Origin of the sequence: Streptomyces sp. NPDC001914, assembly GCF_042891215.1 — a bacterium.
Taxonomy (GTDB): Bacteria; Actinomycetota; Actinomycetes; order Streptomycetales; family Streptomycetaceae; genus Streptomyces.
Window position 1 is genome coordinate 83,184 of the sequence record NZ_JBIASW010000017.1, and the last position, 21,821, is coordinate 105,004.

Genomic DNA, 21,821 nt, shown 5'->3' on the forward strand with positions numbered 1-21,821 from the left:
ACGCCCCCGCCGGTCGTCACCGGCGGGGGCGTTCGGTTTCCGGTCGAGGGGCCGCCCGGCCGGCGGACGCGGGGCTAGGGCTCGGCGCCGCCGGTGTCCCGGGCCGCGAAGTCCCCGGCGACGAAGGCGCGTTCGCCGCCCTTCGCGGTGGCCGTCACGGTGTAGCCGTCGTCCTTCACGTCCCGGCCGCCGCGGTCGTGGCCGTACTGGCCCGCGAAGACCCAGGTGCCCGGCCAGACCGTGCGCCCCGGCCTGAGCGTCCAGGTGTAGACGAGGAAACCGTCCCGCTCGGCGGCCGTCACCGTGAAGTCGCCCTCGGGCAGCGAGAGCCAGGCGCCCGCCTCGCGCACCCCGCCGGTCTGTCCGATCCTCAACGTGACCGTGAGCGAGATGAGTTGCCGTGTGGTCCGCAGGCTGACGTCGCTCTGCGCCCAGAAGTCGTTGCCGTGCGGGTCGACCGAGCCGTCCGAGCGCAACGGGCCGTCCGCGGTGTCCCCGGCGGGCGTCCGGCCCGGGGCGGTGGCCGCGGTCCCCGTGCCCGAAGGGGAGGGCCCGGGCCGGTCCGACGCCTTCGCGGTTCCCGGACGAGGTCCGGAGCCGGGCGTGGCCGTGACCCGGCCGGTCGGGACCGGCGAGGGGTCGGTCACCTGCGGCACGGCCACGGTCCGCGGAGCCGGGCCGTCGTCCCGCACCGCCGGGGCGACCGCGTAACCACCGACGGCCAGGACGCCCGCGACCGCGGCCGTGGCGCCCAGGACGCGCGCCCAGCCGGGCAGCTGCGGCCGTGCCGCCCGCCGCCACGCCCGTTCAGCGGAGCCCGCCATGCCGCGTTCCACCCGGGCCAGGACGCGCGCGCGGTCCGGCTCGTGGGCCCCGGCCGCCTCGCGCAGCCGGGCGCGCAGCTCCTCGTGCGCCTCCCGCGACTCCCTCACCGGCCCCGTCCTCCGGCCCCGCCCGCGGGCAGCGCCCCCGCGTGCATCCGTACCGCCGGCTCGTCCGTGCCGAGCAGCCGCTTCAACTCCGCCATGCCCTTGGACGTCTGGCTCTTCACCGTACCCACGGAGACGCCGAGCGCGAGCGCGGTGTCCTTCTCCGAGAGATCGAAGGCGTGCCGCAGCACGACACAGGCGCGTTTGCGGAACGGCAGCCGGCGCAGCGCCTCCTGGACGTCGACCGTGCCCGGCACGTCCGGGTTCTCGGCCCTGTCCTCGTGCCGCGCCCCGAGGAGCGTCATCCGCCGGCGTTCGCGCACCGCCGCGCGGATCCGGGTGCGGGCGAGGTTGGCGACCACCCCGCGCGCGTACGCCGTCGGACGGTCCGCCGCGCGCACCCGGTCCCAGCGGTGCCACAGGGCGAGCAGCGCGTCGGCGGCGAGATCGTCGGCGGCGTCCGCCTCACCCGTCAACAGGTGTGCCAGCCGGGCCAGTTCGGCGTAATGCCGTTCGAAGAAGGCGTGGAACTCCGCGGAGGCGGCGTCGTCGACGAGCGTGCCCACGGGGTACCTCCCCTCGCTTCGGCCGCGGCGCCGGCGCGGGTACGGCGGGTGCGGACCCGTGATTCCGGTGCGGGGCACGGGAGTTCCGGTTGAGCGGGAGGCGTGAGCGTAGCAGTCGCCCCTACGGCCGCCGCAGCGGTGCCTGGCGGGCAGAACCCCATTCCGTAACACGGGGAAAACCTGAAACCGGTTGATCGGGGGAACAATCCAGCCAGCATCCGCACACCAGGCACGCAGGCAACGAGGAGTAACGCGATGTCCGAAGCACAGAAGGTCGACAACCGGCCAAGTGCCGCACCACCGACGGCAGGCGGGGTCGACGGGTTCTTCAAGATATCCGCCCGAGGCTCCACCGTCGGCCGGGAGATACGCGGCGGGTTCGCCACGTTCTTCACCATGGCGTACATCCTCGTCCTGAACCCCATCATCCTCGGCAGCGCCAAGGACAAGTTCGGGCACACCCTCGACACCGGCCAACTGGTCACCGCCACCGCGCTGGTGGCGTGCGTGATGACGATCATCATGGGCATCGGCGGCAACCTCCCGCTCGCGATCGCCGCGGGCCTCGGCCTCAACGCCGTCGTCGCCTTCCAGCTCGCTCCGCTGATGAGCTGGGACGACGCGATGGGCCTGGTCGTCCTCGAAGGCGTCCTGATCTGCGTCCTGGTGCTCACCGGCCTGCGGAAGGCGATCATGAACGCCATTCCGCAGCAGCTCAAGCAGGCCATCGGTGTGGGCATCGGTCTGTTCATCGCCTTCATCGGCTTCGTGGACGCCGGGTTCGTCAGCCGCATCCCGGACGTCGCGCACACCACCGTGCCCGTGCAGCTCGGTGCCGTGGGCCGCCTCACCGGCTGGCCCGTCCTCGTCTTCTGTCTCGGTGTCCTGCTGACCATCGCGCTGCTCGCCCGCAAGGTGAAGGGCGCGATCCTCATCAGCATCGTCACCATGACGGTCGTGGCGGTCGTCATCAACGCCGTCGCCGACGTCAAGAGCTGGGGCCTGACCACCCCCAAGGTCCCGGACAAGATCGTCGACAGTCCGGACTTCGGCCTCATCGGTCACTTCAGTCTGTTCGGCGGCTTCGCCGAGGCCGGTGTCCTCACCGCGGTCCTGCTGATCTTCACCCTGGTCCTGTCGGACTTCTTCGACGCCATGGGCACCATCGTCGGGATCAGCGCCGAGGCCGGGCTGCTCGACGAGCAGGGGCAGGTGCCGGGCATCGGCCGGGTCCTGTTCATCGACGGCGCCGCCGCCGTCGCGGGCGGACTCGGCTCCGCCTCCTCCAACACCGCCTACATCGAGTCCGCGGCCGGAGTCGGCGAGGGCGCCCGCACCGGCTTCGCCAACCTGGTCACCGGCGGGCTCTTCGGCCTCGCGCTCTTCCTCACCCCGCTGCTGACCATCGTCCCGCTCCAGGCCGCGGCGCCCGCGCTGATCGCGGTCGGGTTCCTGATGATGACCCACGTCAAGCACATCGACTGGGACCAGTACGAGATCGCGATCCCGGCGTTCCTGACCATCGCCGTGATGCCGTTCACGTACTCGATCACCGACGGCATCGGCGCCGGTTTCCTGGCCTACGTCGTCATCAAGACGGTGCTGGGCAAGGCGAAGGAGGTCAACTGGCTGCTGTGGGCCGTCTCGGCGCTGTTCCTGGTGTACTTCGCGATCGACCCGGTGGAGCAGCTGCTGGGCGTCAAGTGACCGGTCCGCGTGAAGTCACCGGTCCTGAGGTGACCGGTTCGCGTGAGGTGATCGGTTCGCGTACGGGCACCGGCGTCTGAGACGGGGCCGACCGTGCGGCGGCGGTGCCCAGGCGATCCGGCCCGCACGACGGAGCCCTTGCGCGCGGCGGCCCCGCACCCCGACGGACGGGTGCGGGGCCGCCGCGCGCAGGGGCCGGGCGTGCCTCAGTTCTTCAGCGCCGCCCGCATCATCGCCTTGGCGACCGGTGCGGCCAGTCCGTTGCCGCTGACCTCGGAGCGCGCCGCGTCCGACTGCTCGACCATGACCGCGACGGCGACCTCCTTGCCGTTCGAGTCGGACTTCGCGTACGACGTGAACCAGGCGTACGGCGTCTTGCTGTTCTTCTCGCCGTGCTGGGCCGTACCGGTCTTGCCGCCCACGGTCGCGCCGGGGATCAGGGCGTTCGTGCCCGTGCCGTCCTCGACGACCGTCTGCATCGCCGACTGGAGCTGCCGGGCGGTGTCCGAGCTGACGATCCTCTCGGTGTCCGCGCTGTCGTCGTAGTCCTTCAGCACATTGCCGTCGGCGTCACTGGTCTGCGACACCATGTGCGGCGAGACCAGCTTGCCGTCGTTGGCAATGGCCGCGGACACCATGGCCATCTGGAGCGGCGTCGCGGTGACGTCGTACTGCCCGATGCCGGTCAGCGCGGTGGACGACTTGTCCATGTCCTTGGGGTACACGCTGGCGTACGCCCGCACCGGCACGTCCTGCTGCGTGTCGTTGAAGCCGAACTTCTCCGCCATCGCCCTGACCTTGTCCTGGCCCAGGTCGACCGCCATCTTGCCGAAGACGTTGTTGCAGGAGTACTGGAGCGCGACCCGGATCGAGGCGTTCTCGCAGGGGGCGGACGTGTTCTCGTTCTTCAGGACGGTCGTCGTGCCGGGCAGGGTGTACGGGTCCGGGCTGTCCGTCTTGGCGTCCACGTCGCCGTAGAGCCCGTCCTCCAGCGCGGCGGCGGCCACGACCAGCTTGAACGTCGAGCCGGGCGGCAGCGGCTGCCGCAGCGCGCGGTTGACCAGCGGCTTGTCGGGGTCGGTCGTCAGCTTCTTCCAGACGCTGTTGTTGCCCGCGCTGATCGTCGTCGGGTCGTACGACGGCGTGGACACGACCGCGAGGATCTTGCCGGTCTTCGGGTCGATGGCGACGGCCGCGCCCTTGTTGTCCCCGAGCGTGTTGTAGGCGGCCTTCTGGACGCCCGGATCGATCGTCGTGACCACGTCACCCGGGTCGGCGCGCTGGTTCGTGAGCGTGTCCAGCGGGTTCTTCAGCTGGATGTCCGAGCCGTCCAGAAGCTTCTGGTAGATGCCCTCGAGCTGGGTCGCCCCGTAGACCTGGGAGCTGTAGCCGGTGACCGCCGCGTACAGGCTGCCGTCCTTGTACGTCCGCTTGTACTTGAGGTCGCTCCCTGTCGTCCTCGCCGAGCCGGTGATCGCGTCACCGGCCACGATGATGTTCCCGAGCGGGTTCGCGTACAGCGCGATCGCGTTCCGCCGGTTTTCCTTGTCGTCCGCGAGTGCCCGGCCGTCGTAGAACTGCACCCAGGTCGCCCTGACCAGCAGAGAGAGCACGAGCAGCAGAGAGAAGACGGCGGCACGCCTGATCGTCTTGTTCATTCCGACAAGAAGGACGAGCGATCGGGGGTGAATCGTTCCCGTCCGCCCGGGTTTCTCATCCGTTCCTCATGTCCTCACGTGGCCACCGGGCCGGCCGCCCAGGTCGGGTCCGACCAGCGTGTCAGAGCCTGCGCGTGGCCAGGGTGAGCCGGTCGCGCGCGTCGAACAGGGCGTCCTTGACCATCTGCTCGTGCGCGGGTGTGAGGCGGGCCACCGGCACGGAGCAGCTGATCGCGTCACGGGCCGGCGTGCGGTACGGGATCGCCACACCGAAGCAGCGCAGCCCCAGCGTGTTCTCCTCACGGTCCACCGCGAAGCCCTGCTCCCGCACCTGGTGCAGCTCCTCGATGAGCTTCTCCCGGTCGGTGATCGTGTGCTCGGTCAGCGCGGGCAGGGTCTCCGGCAGCATCTTGCGGACCTGCTCGTCGCTGTAGGTGGCCAGTAGGGCCTTGCCGAGCGAGGTGGAGTGCGCGGGGAGCCGGCGGCCTACCCGGGTGAAGGGGCGCAGGTAGTGCTGCGACTGCCGGGTGGCGAGATAGACGACGTTCGTGCCGTCCAGGCGGGCGAGGTGGATCGTCTCGGTGGTGTCGTCCGAGAGGCGGTCGAGGGTGGGGCGGGCCGCGGCGACCACCTCGTCGCCGTCGATGTACGAGGTGCCGACCAGCAGGGCCCGTACGCCGATGCCGTACCGCGTGCCCGTCGCGTCCGTCTCGACCCAGCCGAGCTCCACGAGTGTGCGCAGCAGCATGTAAAGGCTCGACTTGGGATATCCGACGGCCTCCTGGACCGCCGCGAGGGAATGCATTCCGGGCCGGCCGGCGAAGTACTCCAGCAATTCAACGGTCCGCACCGCGGACTTGACCTGCGCCCCGCCGCCTGTCTCGCCTGCCGACATCGCCCTTGACCCCTTCGTTGGACGGGAAATAGTCTCCGACACGTAGTTCACCATCAGAGACAGCGTTCAGCATATCGAACACCCCTGGTGAGTGACACAAGAACTTCGGCGAGAACTGTGGCATCACATCTGGAGGGACCCGCGGTGGCAGCAGCACCAGTCTGGAGTGTCGACCCCCGTACCGGGAAGCAGCGGGAACAGGTTGCGGTGGAGGCCACAGGCCAAGAGGTGGACGAGGCCGTCCGCGCCGCGCACGACGCGCGCTCCGCGCTGGCCGACCGCGCCGTGCGCGCCGCGTTCCTGCGCTCCGCCGCGGACCGGCTCGAAGCCGCCAAGGACCTGCTCGTCGAGGCCGCCGACGCGGAGACCGCGCTCGGCCCCGTCCGGCTGACCGGCGAACTCGCCCGGACCTGCTACCAGTTGCGCGCCTTCGCCGGAATCGTCGACGAGGGCGCCTTCCTCGACGTCGTGATCAACCACCCGGACGCCACCGCGACCCCGCCGATCCCGGACCTGCGCCGCTACAAGGTGCCGCTGGGCGTCGTCGCGGTGTACTCCGCCTCGAACTTCCCCTTCGCCTTCTCGGTGGCCGGCGGTGACACGGCGAGCGCGCTGGCCGCGGGCTGCCCGGTCGTCGTCAAGGCCCACCCCGACCACCCGGCGCTCTCCGAGCTGGTCGCGGCCGTCCTGCGCCGCGCGGCCGCCGGACACGGCATCCCCGAGGGTGTCGTCGGCCTCGTGCACGGTTTCGGGGCCGGCGTCGAGCTGGTCCGGCACCCGCTGGTCACGGCCGCCGGGTTCACCGGTTCCGTGCGCGGCGGGCGCGCGCTGTTCGACGCGGCCGCCGCGCGCCCGGTACCGATCCCGTTCCACGGCGAGCTGGGCTCCCTCAACCCGGTCGTCGTCACCGAGGCCGCGGCCACCGAGCGCGCCGAGGAGATCGGCACGGGACTCGCCGGCTCGATGACCCTGGGCGTCGGCCAGTTCTGCGTGAAGCCCGGCCTGGTGCTCGCGCCGGCCGGCGCGGCGGGCGACCGCCTGCTCAAGTCCCTGACCGACGCGGTGAGCGACACCGCCGCCGGGGTCCTGCTCGACCACCGCATGCGCGACAACTTCATCGCCGGGGTCGCCGAGCGCGCCGGACTCCCGGACGTGCAGGCCCCGGTGACGCCCGGGGCGGCCGGCGAGCACACGGTGAGCCCCGGCTTCCTGACCGTGCCCGCGAGCAGGCTCGCCGCCGAGGGCGAGCACGATCTGCTCCTCGAGGAGTGCTTCGGGCCGCTCACGGTCGTGGCGCGCTACGAGGACGAGTCCGAGGCGGGCGCGGTGCTCTCCCGGCTGCCCGGCAACCTCACGGCCACCGTGCAGCTCTCCGCGGAGGAGGCCGCGGGCGAGGGGCGCGGTGCGGAGATCCTCGCCGAACTCACCTCCCTTGCCGGCCGGGTCCTGGTGAACGGCTGGCCGACCGGGGTCGCCGTCGCGCCGGCCCAGCACCACGGAGGGCCGTACCCCGCGACGACCTCGACGTCCACCTCGGTCGGCGGTACCGCCATCGAGCGGTGGATGCGGCCGGTGGCGTACCAGGGCGTGCCCGAGGCGCTCCTGCCGGCCGAACTGCGCGACGACAACCCGCTGGGGCTGCCCCGACGCTACGACGGCCGCCTGGAGCGCTGACGCCTGTTTCCCGCCGGGCCGTTTCGTGCCGGGCCGCCGCGTGGCGGCCCGGTGAGAGACTTCGGACCATGGACGTCACACTCCCCGAACTCCCCTTCTCCCTCCGTACCTACGGCCCCGACGGGCACTGGTCGCACGAGGACGGAGTCCTCGCCGGCTGGGCGGGGCCCCGGCAGGACCGCTTCGTGCCGCCCACCGGCGAAGGACTCGACCCGGCCTCCGACGCGCCGAGGCTGCTCGGTTCGCCGGAGGGCGACTTCCAGCTCATCGCCCGTGTGACGGTGGGCTTCGGCGCCGCCTTCGACGCGGGCGTGCTCTACGTCCACGTCGGGGAGCGGGCCTGGGCGAAGCTGTGCCTGGAGAACTCCCCCGACGTGCCGACCGTCTGCACGGTCGTCACCCGGGGACACTCCGACGACGCCAACTCCTTCACGGTGGAGGGCAGTTCCGTCTGGCTGCGGGTGAGCCGCACCGGCCGCGCCTTCGCCTTCCACGCCTCCCGCGACGGCGAGCGCTGGACCTTCGTCCGCCTGTTCACCCTGGCCGACGAGAAGGAGACCGGGGCCGCGCTGGTCGGCTTCATGACCCAGTCGCCGATGGGGGAGGGCTGTGTCGTGACGTACGACCACATCGAGTTCAGGCCCGCCTGGCCGAGTGACCTGCGAGACGGAAACTGAGGACGTACGTCACGGTGAGCAGGGCCGCGGCGGCGGCCAGGCTCCACCGCATGCCAGCCTCGAAACCGCCGGCGACCAGCGTGCCGAACACCGCGATGCCCAGGCCCCCGGACACCTGCCGGGCCGCGTTGAGCACACCGGCCGCCAGCCCCGCCCGCTCGGCGGGCACGGCGTCCAGCATCGCGGTCGTCAGCGGCGGCACCGTCAGGGCGCACCCCAGCGCCAGCGGGACCAGCAGCAGCGACACCAGCCAGGGGGGCGTGCCGGCGTCGACGGTCAGCAGGCCCAGCAGCCCGGCGACGGCCACCGGCTGGCCCACCAGCATCGGCAGCCGCGGCCCGTGGCGTCCCGTGAGCTTGCCGGCCACCACGTTCGTCACCGCGATCAGGCCCGTCATCGGCAGGAACAGCAGCCCGGCGTGGAGCGCGGAGTGGTGCTGGACCTGCTGGAAGAAGAGCGAGAAGACGAACACCACGCTGTAGAAGGCCACGCTGACCGCCGATCCGGCCGCGACCGTCGTGGCGACGGTCCGGTCGCGGAACAGACCCAGCGGCACCACCGGATGCGCCTGCCGCTTCTCGATCCGCACGAACGCGGCGCCCGCGGCCACGGCCACCGGCAGCGCGACGCGTCCCGCCGTCCCGCCCTCGATCACCGCGAAGGCCAGCGCCGCGAGGGCCACCACCGCCGTCAACTGGCCGGGCAGGTCCAGCGGGGCCGGGCGGGGCCGCGAGCGCGGGGCCCGTACGAGCAGGACCAGGATCGCCACGCCCACCGGCAGGTTGACGAAGAAGATGCCGCGCCAGCCCCAGGCCGTGGTCAGCGCACCGCCCGCCACCGGGCCGAGCGCCACCGCCAGCGAACCGCCCGCAGCCCAGGCGGCCACCGCGCGGGCCCGCCGCGCCGGTTCCGTGTACGCCTGCCGTACCAGCGCCAGCGAGGCCGGCAGCACGACCGCCGCCGCCACGCCCTGCACCACCCGCGCGCCCACGAGGGCCGGAAGGTCCGGGGCCAGTCCGCAGGCCATCGAGGCCAGAGCGAACACCGCGGTGCCCAGCGCGTACGCCCGGCTCGCCCCGACCCGGTCCGAGAAGGCGCCGGTGGACAGCATCAGCGCGGCGAAGGCCAGGGTGTAGGCGTCCACCACCCACTGCAGACCGGACATCCCGGCAGCGAACGAGGAACCGATCGCGGGCAGGGCCACGTTGACCACCGACGCGTCGAGACAGGTCAGCGTGAATCCGAGCAGGGAGGCGGTGAGGGTGAGCGCGGCGGTCGGCCGTCCGGGCCCCGACTCCGCAGGCCCGAGGGCGGGTTCGTGGGTCCGGGACGTCTGGTTCGTTGACATGTCCCCATGCTGCGGACCTCCGGCGCCCTACAGTAGTGGCCCGAATGCCATACGTCCGGAGGTTCTGGCCATGCCCGAACGGCTCGCCCCGCACCGCGTCACCGTCATCGCCCCGTCCCCCGTGGCGCTGTTCAACCTCGCGATGCCCGAGATGCTGTTCGGCAAGGTCGAGGTGGACGGCCGGCCGGGGTACGAGGTGGTCGTCTGCACGGCCGAGCCGGGACCCGTCCCCACGACCGCCGGACTCGACCTGTACGTCCCGCACGGTCTGGAAGCCGTGCGGGAGGCGGACACGGTGGTCGTCGCCGGCACCGGGCAGCCGTTCGAGCCGGACCCGCGGATCGTGGCGGCCGTCCGCGACGCGGCCGCCGCCGGCAAGCGCGTCGCGTCCATCTGCACCGGCGCCTTCCAGCTCGCCGAGGCGGGCCTGCTCCAGGGCCGCAGGGCCACCACGTACTGGGCCCACGCGGAGGAGCTGCGCCGGCGCTACCCGCAGGTCGACCTGCGCGGAGACGTGCTGTACGTGCAGGACGGGCCGTACCTCACGTCCTCCGGCTACGCCGCCGGCATCGACCTGTGCCTGCACGTCATCCGCACCGACTACGGCGCCGCCGTCGCCAACGAGGTCGCCCGCCTCGCCCTGGTCGCCCCCGTACGGCCCGGCGGCCAGACCCAGTTCACCCAGACCCCACTGCCCCCCGAGCGCGGCAACGCCTGTGCCGACACCCGCGGCTGGGCCATGCGCAACCTCGACAAGCCGCTCACCCTGACCGACCTGGCCCGGCACGCGGGCGTCAGCGTGCGCACCCTCACCCGCCGGTTCCACGCGGAGAGCGGGGTCAGCCCCCTGCAGTGGCTGCTCCACCAGCGCGTCGAACGGGCCAAGGAACTCCTGGAGACCACGACCCTGCCGATGGACCGGGTGGCGGCGGCCTGCGGACTCGGCACCGCCGACTCGCTGCGCGCCCATGTGGTCCGCCGGACCGGCCTTCCCCCGAGCGCCTACCGGGCCCAGTTCAGCCGGCGCGGAACCGTGACCGGATCCGTGACGTCCTCCGTTGCATGATCAGTGATCGTGTGACCGGCGCGCTGATGATCCGCACCGCCCTGCCCGCCGAGGCCGAGATCATCGCCGACCTGCACTTCCGGGCCCGTTCCACGTACTACCCGGACGGCGTCCCGCAGAGCGACGTGGACTGGACCGAGGCATGGCACGGGTCCATCGCACGCCCCGACGGGCACGTACTGTGCGCCGTCGCCCAGGGCCGGATCACCGGCATCGCCTCCTTCCGTACGGCCGAGGGCGCCCCCGCCGACACGGTCAAGCTCTTCCAGTTCCACGTCGACCCCGACCGCTGGCGGGCCGGCATCGGCAGGGAACTGCACGCGGCCTGCGTGGAGGAGTGGCAGGCGGACGGGAAGCGCACGGCGACCCTCGACGTGCACGTCGACAACCTGCGCGCCCAGGCCTTCTACGCCCGTCTGGGCTGGGTTCCCGACCCGGCGAACCCGCCGGAGGAGGGTGATCACCACCTGTATCTGCGGTACGCCGTGCCCGGCCGCGCGGACGCGCGCGGCAGCGCGGCCCGGAGCGCGGGCACGGCCGGGGAATGACCCGAGCCGCTTGAATGTTCACCTAACGACGTCCCTGGAGGGTGTCCCGTATCCGCACGACCTGGAGAGAGCCGAAGAATGCGCGTCGAGATCTGGTCCGACATCGCCTGCCCCTGGTGCTATGTCGGAAAGGCCCGTTTCGAGAAGGCGCTGGACGCCTTCCCGCACCGTGACGAGGTCGAGGTCGTGCACCGCTCCTTCGAGCTGGACCCCGGCCGCGCCAAGGGCGACATCCAGCCCGTGATCACGATGCTCACCAAGAAGTACGGCATGAGCGAGGCCCAGGCGCAGGCGGGCGAGGAGAACCTCGGCACGCAGGCCGCCGCCGAGGGTCTCGCGTACCGCACCCGGGACCGCGACCACGGCAACACCTTCGACATGCACCGCCTGCTGCACCTCGCCAAGGCGCGAGGCCTCCAGGACGAGCTGATCGGCCTCTTCTACCAGGCCAACTTCGCCGAGGAGCGGACCGTCTTCGGCGACGACGAGCGGCTGGTGGAACTGGCCGCCGCCGCCGGACTCGACGCCGACGAGGCCCGCGGCGTGCTCGCCGACCCGGCCGCCTACGCCGACGACGTCCGCGCCGACGAGCGCGAGGCCGCCGAACTGGGCGCGAACGGCGTCCCCTTCTTCGTCCTCGACCGGACGTACGGGGTCTCCGGCGCGCAGCCCGCCGAGGTCTTCGCCCAGGCGCTCACCCAGGCCTGGGGCGAACGTCCGTCGCTCACGCTGATCCAGGACGAGGCCGCCGGCGCCGAGGCCTGTGGTCCGGACGGCTGCGCCGTCCCGCAGAACTGAGAAGTGCCGCAGAGGGGCCCCGGCAGCGGAAGACGCAGGTCGGGGCCCATTCATAAGCGCTGCTTGGGGAAACCGCGTAAAAGTTCGCGATGGACTTGGGGCTTGTCCGGGCCCACAGTGGTCCCATGGAGACCTTCGAGACCCTCGTCCGTGCCGAGTTCGCCCCGGAGAACACCTACCTGAACACGGCCAGCAGCGGTCTGCTGCCGGCCCGTACCGTCACGGCCCTGCACGAGGCGGTGGCCCTGAGGGCCGCGGGCAGGCCGCTCGACCCCCTCTTCGAGGACGTCGAGCAGGCCCGCGCCTCCTTCGCCCGGCTGGCCGGTGTCCCGGCCTCCCGGGTCGCGGCCGGCCCGTCCGTCGCCGCCCAGACCGCGCTGGTCGCGGCCGCTCTGGCCCCGGGGTCCGAAGTCCTCACCGCCGAGGACGACTTCACCTCCGTGCTGAACCCGTTCCACGTCCGCGGCGACCTGAAGGTCCGCGCCGTACCGCTGGAGCGCATCGCCGAGTCCGTGCGGCCCGGCACGGCACTCGTCGCGGTCAGCGCCGCCCAGTCCGCCGACGGCCGGATCGCGGACCTGCCCGCGCTGCGCGAGGCGGCCCGCGCCCACGGGGCGCGCACCTACGTCGACTTCTCCCAGGCGGCGGGCTGGCTTCCGGTCGACGCCGACGGCTACGACTTCACCGTGTGCATCACCTTCAAATGGCTGCTGGGCCCGCACGGCGCGGCCTTCCTCGTCGTGCCCGAGGACTTCGGCGGCCTCACCCCGCTGCTCGCGGGGTGGGTCGCGGCGGAGGAACCCTGGAACAGCTGCTACGGCCCGGTGCAGGAACTCGCCCGCTCAGCCCGCCGTTTCGACGTGAGCCCCGCCCTGTTCACCTACGCCGGGGTGCGCCACTCCCTCGCGCTGATCGAGGAACTGGGCGTGGACAGGATCCGCGCGCACGACCTCGCCCTCGCGGACCGGTTCCGCACGGGGCTGGCCGCGCTGGACCACGAGCCGCTGCCCGCGCCCGGCTCCGCCATCGTCTCGGTGCCCGGACTGGGGCACCTCCAGGGCGAGTTGAGCCGGGCGGGCGTCCAGGTGTCCAACCGCGCGGGCAATCTGCGGGCGTCGTTCCACCTCTACAACACGCCCGCCGACGTCGACCGGATCCTGGACATGCTGGCCGGCTGACACGGCGGACGGCCCCGGGGAGCACACGCTCCCCGGGGCCGCTCATCTCCCGTTCACCCGGGCGGAGTTCACCGCACGGTTCACCGCACCGGCGTGAAGTCCCGCGCCCCGATGAAATCCGGCCTGCGCACGGGTGCCGCGAACGGCTCCACGGCGGCGTTCTCCACGCTGTTGAACACGATGAAGACGTTGCTGCGCGGGAACGGGGTGATGTTGTCGCCCGAGCCGTGCATGCAGTTGCAGTCGAACCAGGTCGCCGAACCCGCCCTGCCCGTGAAGAGCTTGATGCCGTGCCGGCCCGCGAGCCCGGTCAGCGCCTCGTCGGAGGGGGTCCCGGCGTCCTGCATCTGGAGCGACTTCTTGTAGTTGTCCTTCGGCGTGGCCCCCGCGCACCCGAGGAACGTCCGGTGCGACCCCGGCATGATCATGAGGCCGCCGTTGGTGTCGTGGTTCTCGGTCAGCGCGATCGAGACGGACACGGTCCGCATGTTCGGCAGACCGTCCTCCGCGTGCCAGGTCTCGAAGTCCGAGTGCCAGTAGAAGCCGCTCGCCCCGAAGCCCGGCTTGACGTTGATCCGCGACTGGTGGACGTACACGTCCGAGCCGAGGATCTGCCGGGCCCGCCCGACGACGCGCTCGTCGCGCACGAGACGGGCGAAGACCTCGCTGATCCGGTGCACCTCGAAGACGGACCGGATCTCCTGTGTCGTCGGCTCGACGATCGAGCGCTCGTCCGCCCGGACCGCCGGGTCGGTGACGAGCCGCTCCAGTTCCTGCCGGTAGACGGCGACCTCGTCCTCGGCGATGAGCTGTTCGACGGAGAGGAAACCGTCGCGCTCGTAGGAGTGCAGGTCGGGGAGCGAGATCGGGCCGGGTTCGTCCGGCGCGCCCCAGACGACCGGGTCCTGGCGGGGCACGGCCACTTCGGTGGCGGCGCGGCTGGGGTACAGATCGGTGAGTGTGGTCATCGGTGTGTCACACCTCCTCGGGTTCGGTGAGCAGCGGGTAGACGCCGTTCTCGTCGTGGTCCTCCCGTCCGGTGACGGGCGGGTTGAAGACGCAGACGCACCGGAAGTCGGTCTTCGGGCGCAGGGTGTGGCGCTCGTGACCGTTCAGCAGGTACATCGTCCCCGGCGAGATCCAGTGCTTCTGACCCGTCTCGTGATCGGTGAGTTCGGCCTCGCCCTCGACGCACAGCACGGCCTCGATGTGGTTCGCGTACCACATCGACGTCTCCGTGCCCGCGTACAGGATCGTCTCGTGCAGGGAGAAGCCGACCTTCTCCCGGGCGAGGACGATGCGCTTGCTCTCCCAGGTGCCGGAAGCGGCCTTCACATGCCGGTCGGTGCCCTCGAGTTCCTTGAACGAACGGACTATCACGGTGGTGCGACGCCTCTCTCTCGTGTGGGTCGTGCGTGTCGTGCTTCCCGCGCCTGCGCCGGTCTCCCGGAGAACCGGCTCAGGCGGTCTCGCGGACGGCGCGTTCGAGGGTGCGCAGGCCCTCGTCGAGTTCCTCGGGGGTGATGGTCAGGGCGGGCAGCAGTTTCACGACCTCGCTCTCCGGCCCCGACGTCTCGACGAGCAGCCCGAGTTCGAAGGCGCGAGCGGAGACCCGCGCGGCGCGCGCCTTGTCCTTGAACTCGATGCCCCAGACGAGTCCGCGGCCGCGGTACTCCTTGACGTCGGCGAGGTTCTCCTCGGTGATGGAGATCAGCGCCCGTTCGATCTGCTCGCCGCGGGCGCGGGTCTGCTTCTCCATCGCGGACCCGTCGGCCCAGTAGGCCTCCAGGGCGGCGGCGGCCGTGACGAACGCCGGGTTGTTGCCGCGGAAGGTGCCGTTGTGCTCGCCCGGCTCCCAGATGTCCAGCTCGGGCTTGAACAGGCACAGCGACATCGGCAGCCCGTACCCGCTGATGGACTTGGACACGGTCACGATGTCCGGCACGATCCCCGCCTCCTCGAAGGAGAAGAACGCGCCGGTCCGCCCGCAGCCCATCTGGATGTCGTCGACGATCAGCAGCATGTCGCGGCGCGCGCACAGTTCGGCCAGGGCGCGCAGCCACTCGGGGCGCGCGACGTTGATGCCGCCCTCGCCCTGCACGGTCTCGACGATCACCGCGGCGGGCTGGTTGAGGCCGGATCCCTGGTCCTCCAGGAGCCGCTCGAACCACAGGAAGTCCGGGACCTGTCCGTCGAAGTAGTTGTCGAACGGCATCGGGGTGCCGTGCACCAGCGGGACGCCGGCGCCCGCGCGCTTGAAGGCGTTGCCCGTCACGGCGAGCGAGCCCAGCGACATCCCGTGGAATGCGTTGGTGAACGACACGATCGCCTCGCGCCCCTTCACCTTCCGCGCGAGCTTCAGCGCCGACTCGACGGCGTTGGTGCCGGTCGGGCCGGGGAACATCACCTTGTACGGCAGGTCGCGCGGCCGCAGCACCAGGTTCTGGAAGGCCTCCAGGAAACCGCGCTTGGCCGTCGTCGACATGTCGAGCCCGTGGGTGACGCCGTCGCGCTCCAGGTAGTCGAGCAGGGCCCGTTTCAGCACGGGGTTGTTGTGTCCGTAGTTCAGCGACCCGGCACCGGCGAAGAAGTCCAGGTACGCGTGCCCGTCCTCGTCGTACATGCGGCTGCCGCGGGCCCGGTCGAAGACGGTGGGCCAGTTGCGGCAGTAGCTGCGCACCTCCGACTCCAGGGTCTCGAAGACGCTCAGGTCGGGCTGGGTGATGGTCAAGGGGATTCGCTCCTCGAAGCTTGTGGGGGGCGGGGAGGGGAGGGGAGGAAGGAGGGGGGATCAGCCGGGGAAGGGGCCGATGCGGTACAGCACCTCGGGGTCGTGCGGCCCGTCGGGGAACTGCCCCGTCTCGAACAGCACCTCGCGCTCGACGGGGGCGCCGTGGCGTCGTGCGTACGACGTGAACAGGCGCTCGGAGGCGGTGTTGCCCGGGGTGATGGTGGTCTCGACGGCGGACAGCCCGCGCTCGGCCGCCACCCGCGCGGTCAGCCCGTCGAGGAGGCGTGCGGCCAGTCCGCGGCCGCGGTGCGCGGCGTCGACGGCCACCTGCCACACGAGGAGGGTCCCCGGACGCTCGGGGCGCACGTACGCGGTGACGAAACCGACGGGCCGCCCGTCGGCGTCCCGTGCCACCGCCGAGGTGCCGGCGAAGTCACGGCACCACAGCAGGTAGCTGTAGGAAGAGTTCAGGTCGAGGGTCCGGGAGTCCTTGGCGATACGCCAGAGGGCGGCCCCGTCGGCCACCTCCGGACGGTCGATCCGAAGGCCCTCCGGCATTTCCAGGAATTCCGCTGACAGGTCTGCTTGGACGGCGGTCATGCGGATTGAATTTACCGATGGAAAGCCCGAATTGCATCGTCGGACGGGGTTACGGAAGACGCTCGCATGTGTTATCACGCGCCCGTGAATGGGCCTCGAAGAGCGTGCCTTTATCGAGGGGTTTGCCTGGAAAATCCCGCAGAAAACGGGCGCCCTGTGGAGTGTGTCACAAGGGTGAAACGTGAACGGGACCTCCCCGAATCACGCCTGCTCTCGTTCGTGAAATCTTTGCGTTTAGTCACCGGGAAAGCGGGCAGAAGAACTCGGAAAGCTGTATCGGTGGAATTCGGATCCCAATTGACGGCAGGATAAGGGCGGGGGAAGGATTTGCAATTCCCGCGCCATCGCGGCCCGGCGGAGGCGCGGACGCCCCCGCCGGGTCCCTCCGGGTCAGTCCCAGGCCAGGGCCGCGGCCCGGCGCGCCCCCTCCAGGTCCACCGGCAGGCCGGACTCGGCCAGCGCCCCGCCGAGGCCCGCGAGGGAGGCGTGGACGGCACCGCGGGTGGCGTCGGCGCCGTAGTGGTTCACGCGGATCATCGACTGCGCGAGGGCGCCGCCGCCCGCGGCGAGCGGCAGCGCGGGATCGGCGGCCAGCGCCTTCGCGACCACCGTGGAGGCGTTCACGCCCTCGGGCACCCGCAGGGTGGTGGCGACGGGCGCCGCGTCGGAGGCGGCGTCCACGTACGGCGCGAGCCCGCCCCCGAGGGCCACCGCTCCCGCCCGGGTGGCCGCCGCGGCCGAGGCGTGACGGGCCATCACCGCGTCCAGACCCTCGCCCTCGATGCGCTCGACACAGGCCTCGAGCGCCAGCATCTCCAGCTGGGCCGGAGCGTGCAGCAGCGCCGTGCGGCCGCCGTCGACCCAGCGCTCCTTCCAGTCGAGCAGGGAGAGGTAGGAGCGGCGCGGCGCGCCGGGGTTCGCGGCCATCCGCGCCCACGCCCGCTCGCTCACGGACACCGCCGAGACACCGGCGGGACCGCCCATCGCCTTCTGCGCCCCGATCACGCACAGGTCGACACCCCAGGCGTCCGGCAGCACCGGCTCGGCGCCGATCGAGGCGACGGCGTCCAGGTAGAAGAGGGCGCCGTGCTCGCGTACGACCTCACCGATCTCCGCAACCGGGTTGGTGTTCCCGGTGGCGGCCTCGGCGTGCACGAGCGACACGAAGTCGATCGAGGGGTGCTCGGCGAAGGCCTCGCGGATCTGCGCGGCGGTGACCGCGGTGTGGAACGGCACGGCCAGATCGATCACCGTGGCCCCGCAGTCCCGCAGCCAGTTCCCGAACGTCTGGCCGTAGGGGCCGGTGATGACGTTCAGGGCGGTGGTGCCGGGGCCGGCCGTGCCCCGGATGGCCCCCTCCAGGGGAAGCAGTGCCTCGCCCTGCATGATCACGACATCCTGCCGGGTGCCGAGCAGCCGGGCGACACGGTCCTCGATCGACGCGAAGTGCGCGGCGCTCAGCGGGGCGAGGTCCAGGAACGGGTGTGTCACGGCGGTGCTCTCTTCACTCATGGGGTACAGGTGACGAGATTAACTGTCGCGCCCTCGTCCCCGCCCACTGGCGACTTCTTAGGTCAAGTGGCCCCGTGGCCATCGGTTTGATTTGAGAGCCTCAAACATCTCCTTATAATCGGAACCCACAGTTCCCTGACAGGAAGGCCCGCCGTGAACCCCCTCTCCGGCCGCCGGACCCGAGCCCTGGCCGCCATCACCCTGACGGCAGGGCTGACGCTCGTGGCCGCCTGCACCTCCAGCGGCGACGGCGGCAGCGGCTCCAAGACCGCGTCCGGCGGGGTCGAACTCGTCAAGGCGGGGCAGCTCACCACGTGCACCCACCTGCCGTACCCGCCCTTCCAGTCGGAGATCGACGGCAAGGTGCAGGGCTTCGACGTGTCGCTGATCGACCTCGTCGCCGCGGACCTGGGCGTGAAGCAGGCGATCGTCGACACCCCCTTCGAGAACTTCAAGACGGGCGCGTTCCTCAACTCCGAGCAGTGCGACCTCGCCGCCGCCGGTATGACGATCACCGAGAAGCGCAAGAAGAACGTCGACTTCTCCGACCCGTACTTCAACGCGACCCAAGGCGTTCTGGTCGACAAGAAGAGCGGCATCACCTCGCTGGCCGACGTCAAGGCGAAGGGCAAGAAGCTCGGCGCCCAGGCGCAGACCACCGGCGAGGACTACGCGAAGCAGCAGGGCTTCGACCCGGTCTCCTTCGAGTCCTCCGACGCGGTCCTCAGCGGACTGCGCAGCGGTCAGGTGCAGGCCGTCGTCATCGACTACCCGGTCGTCCAGGGCTGGCTGAAGGACAAGGCCAACGCCGACGCCTTCAAGGTGGTCGACAACCTCAGCACCGGTGAGCAGTACGGCTTCACGGTGAAGAAGGGCAACACCAAGCTCCTCGCCGCCATCAACAAGGCCATCGCGGACGCCAAGGCCGACGGCACGTACAAGAAGCTCTACGAGAAGTGGATCGGCCCGTACGACGCGGCCGCGGCCTCCGCCTCCCCGTCCGCCTCATGAGTGGTGCCGACACGCCCCTCCAGCCCCGCAGGTCCGGCCTGAGCCGGAGCCGGAAGCGCCAGATCTCACGCGGTGTGCAGTACGTCGTCTTCGTCGCCGTCGTGATCGCCTTCGCGGTCACGGCGGACTGGGGCCGGCTGCAGAACCAGTTCTTCCAGTGGGACCTGGTCAAGCAGATGTTCCCGGACGTCATCACGCTGGCGCTGAAGAACACCGTCCTCTACACGACGTTCGGCTTCGCCGTCGGTCTCGTGCTGGGCATCGTCATCGCCCTGATGCGCCTGTCCTCGGTGGGTCCCTACCGCTGGTTCGCCGGAATCTACATCGAGGTCTTCCGCGGTCTGCCCGCCCTGATGATCTTCATCTTCGTGGGCGTCGCGGTGCCGCTCGCGTTCCCGGGCACGGAGATCATCGGCGGGACGTACGGGAAGGTCGCCCTGGCCCTCGGTCTGGTGGGGGCCGCGTACATGGCCGAGACCTTCCGGGCGGGCATCCAGGCCGTGCCCAAGGGACAGATGGAGGCGGCCCGTTCGCTGGGCTTCTCGCACGCACGGGCGATGGTCTCGATCGTCGTCCCGCAGGCGTTCCGCATCATCGTCCCGCCGCTCACCAACGAACTCGTGACCCTCTTCAAGGACTCCTCGCTGGTGCTGTTCCTGGGTGTCACCCTGGAGGAGCGCGAACTGTCCAAGTACGGCCGCGACCTGGCCAGCACGACCGCCAACTCCACGCCGATCCTGGTCGCGGGGCTGTGCTACCTGCTGGTCACGATCCCGCTCGGCTTCGTCGCGCGACGCCTTGAGGCGCAGCAGAAGGAGGCCACCAAGTGAGCACACCCGAGATCCAGGTGAAGGACCTGCACAAGTCCTTCGGCGACAACGAGGTGCTGCGCGGGATCGACCTGGAGATCGGCCAGGGCGAGGTCGTCTGTGTGATCGGCCCGTCCGGCTCCGGCAAGTCGACGCTGCTGCGCTGTGTGAACCTCCTGGAGGAACCCACCAAGGGCCAGGTGTTCGTGGGCGGTACGGAGGTCACGGACCCCGATGTCGACATCGACGCCGTACGCCGCCGCATCGGCATGGTGTTCCAGCAGTTCAACCTCTTCCCCCATCTGTCGGTGACCGGGAACCTCACGCTGCCGCAGCGCCGGGTGCTCGGCCGGGACAAGGCGGAGGCGGCCCGTGTCGCGGCGGAGAACCTCGCCCGGGTGGGGCTCGCGGAGAAGGCCGACGCCTATCCGGCCTCCCTCTCCGGCGGCCAGCAGCAGCGCGTCGCGATCGCCCGCGCGCTCGCCATGGGACCCGACGTGATGCTCTTCGACGAGCCGACCTCAGCGCTCGACCCCGAACTCGTCGGCGACGTCCTCGCGGTCATGCGGATGCTCGCGGACGAGGGCATGACGATGATGGTCGTCACCCACGAGATGACCTTCGCACGCGAGGTCGCCGACCGGGTCGTCTTCATGGACGGCGGAGTGATCGTCGAGGACGGCACCCCGGCGCAGGTCATCGGCAACCCGGCCCACGAGCGGACCCGGCACTTCCTGTCCCGGCTGCTCGACCCGGCGATGGCGGACGTTCCCGAGGGGACACCGGACCGGCAGGCCGAAAACAGGACAGGCCGGGGCGAGGACGGGAAGCCGCCTCACTAAGGTGCCGTGCATGAGCGATCACCCGGTACTGCACGTGAAGGGGCGGGTCCTCGTCGGGCCCGACGACGTCCGCGACGAGCTGTGGGTCGTCGGCGGCAGGATCTCGTACGAGCGCCCCGCCGGCGCCCGCGACGTCCGCACCGTCGAGGGCTGGGCGCTGCCCGGCCTGGTCGACGCGCACTGCCACGTCGGGCTCGACGCCCACGGCCCGGTCCCGGCGGACGTTTCCGAGAAGCAGGCGCTGACCGACCGCGACGCCGGCACCCTCCTGATCCGCGACGCGGGCTCGCCCTCCGACACCCGCTGGGTCGACGACCGCGACGACCTCCCGAAGATCATCCGTGCGGGCCGGCACATCGCCCGCACCCGCCGCTACATCCGCAACTACGCCCACGAGATCGAGCCCGAGGACCTGGTCGCCCACGTCGCCCAGGAGGCCCGGCGCGGGGACGGCTGGGTCAAGCTCGTCGGGGACTGGATCGACCGCGGCACCGGCGACCTGAGCGCCTGCTGGCCCCGTGAGGCGGTCGAGGCGGCCATCGCGGAGGCGCACCGGCTCGGCGCCCGGGTCACCGCGCACTGCTTCGCCGAGGACTCGCTGCGGGACCTGGTCGAGGCGGGCATCGACTGCATCGAGCACGCCACCGGCCTCACCGAGGAGACCGTCCCGCTCTTCGCCGAGCGGGGTGTCGCCATCGTCCCGACCCTCGTGAACATCGCCACCTTCCCGCGGCTCGCGGACGGCGGCGAGGCCAGGTTCCCCGACTGGTCGGCGCACATGCGGCGGCTGTACGAGCGGCGCTACGACACCGTGCGGGCCGCGTACGACGCCGGGATCCCCGTCTACGTCGGCACCGACGCGGGCGGCTCCCTCGCGCACGGCCTCGTCGCGGGCGAGGTCGCCGAGCTCGTCACCGCGGGCATCCCGCCCGTCGAGGCGCTCTCCGCCACCGCCTGGGGCGCCAGGCGCTGGCTCGGAAGGCCGGGACTCGACGAGGGGGCGCCGGCGGACCTCGTGGTCTACGACGGGGACCCGCGCGCCGACGTACGGGTCCTGGCGGATCCGCGACGGGTGGTCCTCAACGGGCGGATCGTCGGCTGACGCGACTGACGCGGACCCGGGGGACGTGGTGGGCGGCCCGGCGTGGACGTGGTTGACGGAGCGTGACGGCCGGGGTGGCGTGCTCGTTGAGCACCACCGGGTGTGCTCCGGCGCGTCAACCCGTCGTCAACGGGCGCGTCAACCGGCGTGTCCGCCCGGAGGCGTTGGGC

Annotated in this window: 21 protein-coding genes; 11 read left to right on the plus strand and 10 right to left on the minus strand. The window is 71.4% G+C overall.

Annotated elements, in window-relative coordinates; translation table 11 throughout:
* Window positions 1-74 precede the first annotated feature (74 nt).
* On the minus strand, window positions 75-932 hold the full coding sequence (locus ACFYYF_RS34230) for a hypothetical protein (RefSeq protein ID WP_388781633.1): 858 nt from the start codon (window positions 930-932) through the stop codon (window positions 75-77).
* Complete coding sequence (locus ACFYYF_RS34235; RefSeq protein ID WP_388781635.1) at window positions 929-1,495, minus strand: SigE family RNA polymerase sigma factor; 567 nt, start codon at window positions 1,493-1,495, stop codon at window positions 929-931. Before ACFYYF_RS34235 ends, ACFYYF_RS34230 begins: the two co-directional genes overlap by 4 nt.
* Window positions 1,496-1,750: 255 nt before the next feature.
* On the opposite strand from ACFYYF_RS34235, the gene ACFYYF_RS34240 reads away from it, so the two are divergent.
* Window positions 1,751-3,202: an NCS2 family permease gene (locus ACFYYF_RS34240; RefSeq protein ID WP_361685769.1), complete on the plus strand. Its 1,452-nt coding sequence runs from the start codon at window positions 1,751-1,753 to the stop codon at window positions 3,200-3,202.
* 206 nt (window positions 3,203-3,408) lie between these two features.
* Here the strand turns inward: ACFYYF_RS34240 and ACFYYF_RS34245 are convergent, their stop codons facing one another.
* Entirely contained in the window at window positions 3,409-4,860 is a 1,452-nt protein-coding gene (locus tag ACFYYF_RS34245; RefSeq protein ID WP_388781637.1) for a peptidoglycan D,D-transpeptidase FtsI family protein, read from the minus strand.
* A gap of 121 nt (window positions 4,861-4,981) precedes the next feature.
* Window positions 4,982-5,755 (minus strand): IclR family transcriptional regulator, encoded by a 774-nt coding sequence (locus ACFYYF_RS34250; protein ID WP_361685765.1) that lies wholly within the window; start codon window positions 5,753-5,755, stop codon window positions 4,982-4,984.
* 144 nt (window positions 5,756-5,899) lie between these two features.
* On the opposite strand from ACFYYF_RS34250, the gene ACFYYF_RS34255 reads away from it, so the two are divergent.
* Window positions 5,900-7,429 (plus strand): aldehyde dehydrogenase (NADP(+)), encoded by a 1,530-nt coding sequence (locus tag ACFYYF_RS34255; RefSeq protein WP_388781640.1) that lies wholly within the window; start codon window positions 5,900-5,902, stop codon window positions 7,427-7,429.
* A gap of 68 nt (window positions 7,430-7,497) precedes the next feature.
* Window positions 7,498-8,106, plus strand: a complete 609-nt coding sequence (locus ACFYYF_RS34260) for a DUF1349 domain-containing protein (RefSeq protein ID WP_365487821.1) — start codon at window positions 7,498-7,500, stop codon at window positions 8,104-8,106.
* Here the strand turns inward: ACFYYF_RS34260 and ACFYYF_RS34265 are convergent.
* Window positions 8,066-9,454, minus strand: coding sequence for an MFS transporter (locus ACFYYF_RS34265; RefSeq protein WP_388781643.1), 1,389 nt, complete (start codon window positions 9,452-9,454; stop codon window positions 8,066-8,068). The genes ACFYYF_RS34260 and ACFYYF_RS34265 overlap by 41 nt on opposite strands.
* A gap of 70 nt (window positions 9,455-9,524) precedes the next feature.
* On the opposite strand from ACFYYF_RS34265, the gene ACFYYF_RS34270 reads away from it, so the two are divergent.
* The 4 genes from ACFYYF_RS34270 to ACFYYF_RS34285 all read left to right on the plus strand — a co-directional run bounded on the left by ACFYYF_RS34270 (window position 9,525) and on the right by ACFYYF_RS34285 (window position 13,044).
* Window positions 9,525-10,520 carry a helix-turn-helix domain-containing protein gene (locus ACFYYF_RS34270; RefSeq protein WP_365487815.1) on the plus strand — a complete coding sequence of 332 codons (996 nt, stop codon included), beginning with the start codon at window positions 9,525-9,527 and terminating at the stop codon, window positions 10,518-10,520.
* Window positions 10,517-11,068 carry a GNAT family N-acetyltransferase gene (locus tag ACFYYF_RS34275; RefSeq protein ID WP_388781646.1) on the plus strand — a complete coding sequence of 184 codons (552 nt, stop codon included), beginning with the start codon at window positions 10,517-10,519 and terminating at the stop codon, window positions 11,066-11,068. Before ACFYYF_RS34270 ends, ACFYYF_RS34275 begins: the two co-directional genes overlap by 4 nt.
* Window positions 11,069-11,146: 78 nt before the next feature.
* Window positions 11,147-11,866 (plus strand): DsbA family oxidoreductase, encoded by a 720-nt coding sequence (locus tag ACFYYF_RS34280; protein ID WP_361685753.1) that lies wholly within the window; start codon window positions 11,147-11,149, stop codon window positions 11,864-11,866.
* 125 nt (window positions 11,867-11,991) lie between these two features.
* Window positions 11,992-13,044 (plus strand): aminotransferase class V-fold PLP-dependent enzyme, encoded by a 1,053-nt coding sequence (locus ACFYYF_RS34285; RefSeq protein WP_388781648.1) that lies wholly within the window; start codon window positions 11,992-11,994, stop codon window positions 13,042-13,044.
* An 80-nt stretch (window positions 13,045-13,124) separates the two neighbouring features.
* Here the strand turns inward: ACFYYF_RS34285 and thpD are convergent, their stop codons facing one another.
* The 5 genes from thpD to ACFYYF_RS34310 form a co-directional block, all read right to left on the minus strand.
* The gene (gene thpD, locus ACFYYF_RS34290) at window positions 13,125-14,012 is read right to left on the minus strand and encodes an ectoine hydroxylase (protein WP_388781651.1); all 888 of its coding nucleotides are present in this window, start codon (window positions 14,010-14,012) and stop codon (window positions 13,125-13,127) included.
* Between the two features lie 7 nt (window positions 14,013-14,019).
* Entirely contained in the window at window positions 14,020-14,424 is a 405-nt protein-coding gene (locus ACFYYF_RS34295) for an ectoine synthase (RefSeq protein WP_388781654.1), read from the minus strand.
* A gap of 79 nt (window positions 14,425-14,503) precedes the next feature.
* Entirely contained in the window at window positions 14,504-15,775 is a 1,272-nt protein-coding gene (ectB, locus tag ACFYYF_RS34300; protein ID WP_361685745.1) for a diaminobutyrate--2-oxoglutarate transaminase, read from the minus strand.
* Window positions 15,776-15,835: 60 nt separating this feature from the next.
* On the minus strand, window positions 15,836-16,375 hold the full coding sequence (ectA, locus tag ACFYYF_RS34305) for a diaminobutyrate acetyltransferase (RefSeq protein ID WP_388781657.1): 540 nt from the start codon (window positions 16,373-16,375) through the stop codon (window positions 15,836-15,838).
* 390 nt (window positions 16,376-16,765) lie between these two features.
* On the minus strand, window positions 16,766-17,887 hold the full coding sequence (locus ACFYYF_RS34310; protein WP_388781660.1) for a pyridoxal-phosphate-dependent aminotransferase family protein: 1,122 nt from the start codon (window positions 17,885-17,887) through the stop codon (window positions 16,766-16,768).
* A 153-nt stretch (window positions 17,888-18,040) separates the two neighbouring features.
* Here ACFYYF_RS34310 and ACFYYF_RS34315 point away from each other — a divergent pair, with 153 nt between their 5' ends.
* From ACFYYF_RS34315 to ACFYYF_RS34330, 4 genes are read left to right on the plus strand one after another with little or no spacing between them, the layout of a single operon-like run.
* Complete coding sequence (locus ACFYYF_RS34315) at window positions 18,041-18,898, plus strand: transporter substrate-binding domain-containing protein (RefSeq protein WP_388781662.1); 858 nt, start codon at window positions 18,041-18,043, stop codon at window positions 18,896-18,898.
* Entirely contained in the window at window positions 18,895-19,728 is an 834-nt protein-coding gene (locus ACFYYF_RS34320) for an amino acid ABC transporter permease (protein WP_365487785.1), read from the plus strand. The genes ACFYYF_RS34315 and ACFYYF_RS34320 overlap by 4 nt, the downstream gene beginning before the upstream one ends.
* The gene (locus tag ACFYYF_RS34325) at window positions 19,725-20,549 is read left to right on the plus strand and encodes an amino acid ABC transporter ATP-binding protein (RefSeq protein ID WP_361685735.1); all 825 of its coding nucleotides are present in this window, start codon (window positions 19,725-19,727) and stop codon (window positions 20,547-20,549) included. Before ACFYYF_RS34320 ends, ACFYYF_RS34325 begins: the two co-directional genes overlap by 4 nt.
* A gap of 10 nt (window positions 20,550-20,559) precedes the next feature.
* Window positions 20,560-21,651 carry an amidohydrolase family protein gene (locus tag ACFYYF_RS34330; RefSeq protein ID WP_388781665.1) on the plus strand — a complete coding sequence of 364 codons (1,092 nt, stop codon included), beginning with the start codon at window positions 20,560-20,562 and terminating at the stop codon, window positions 21,649-21,651.
* Window positions 21,652-21,821: the final 170 nt, after the last annotated feature.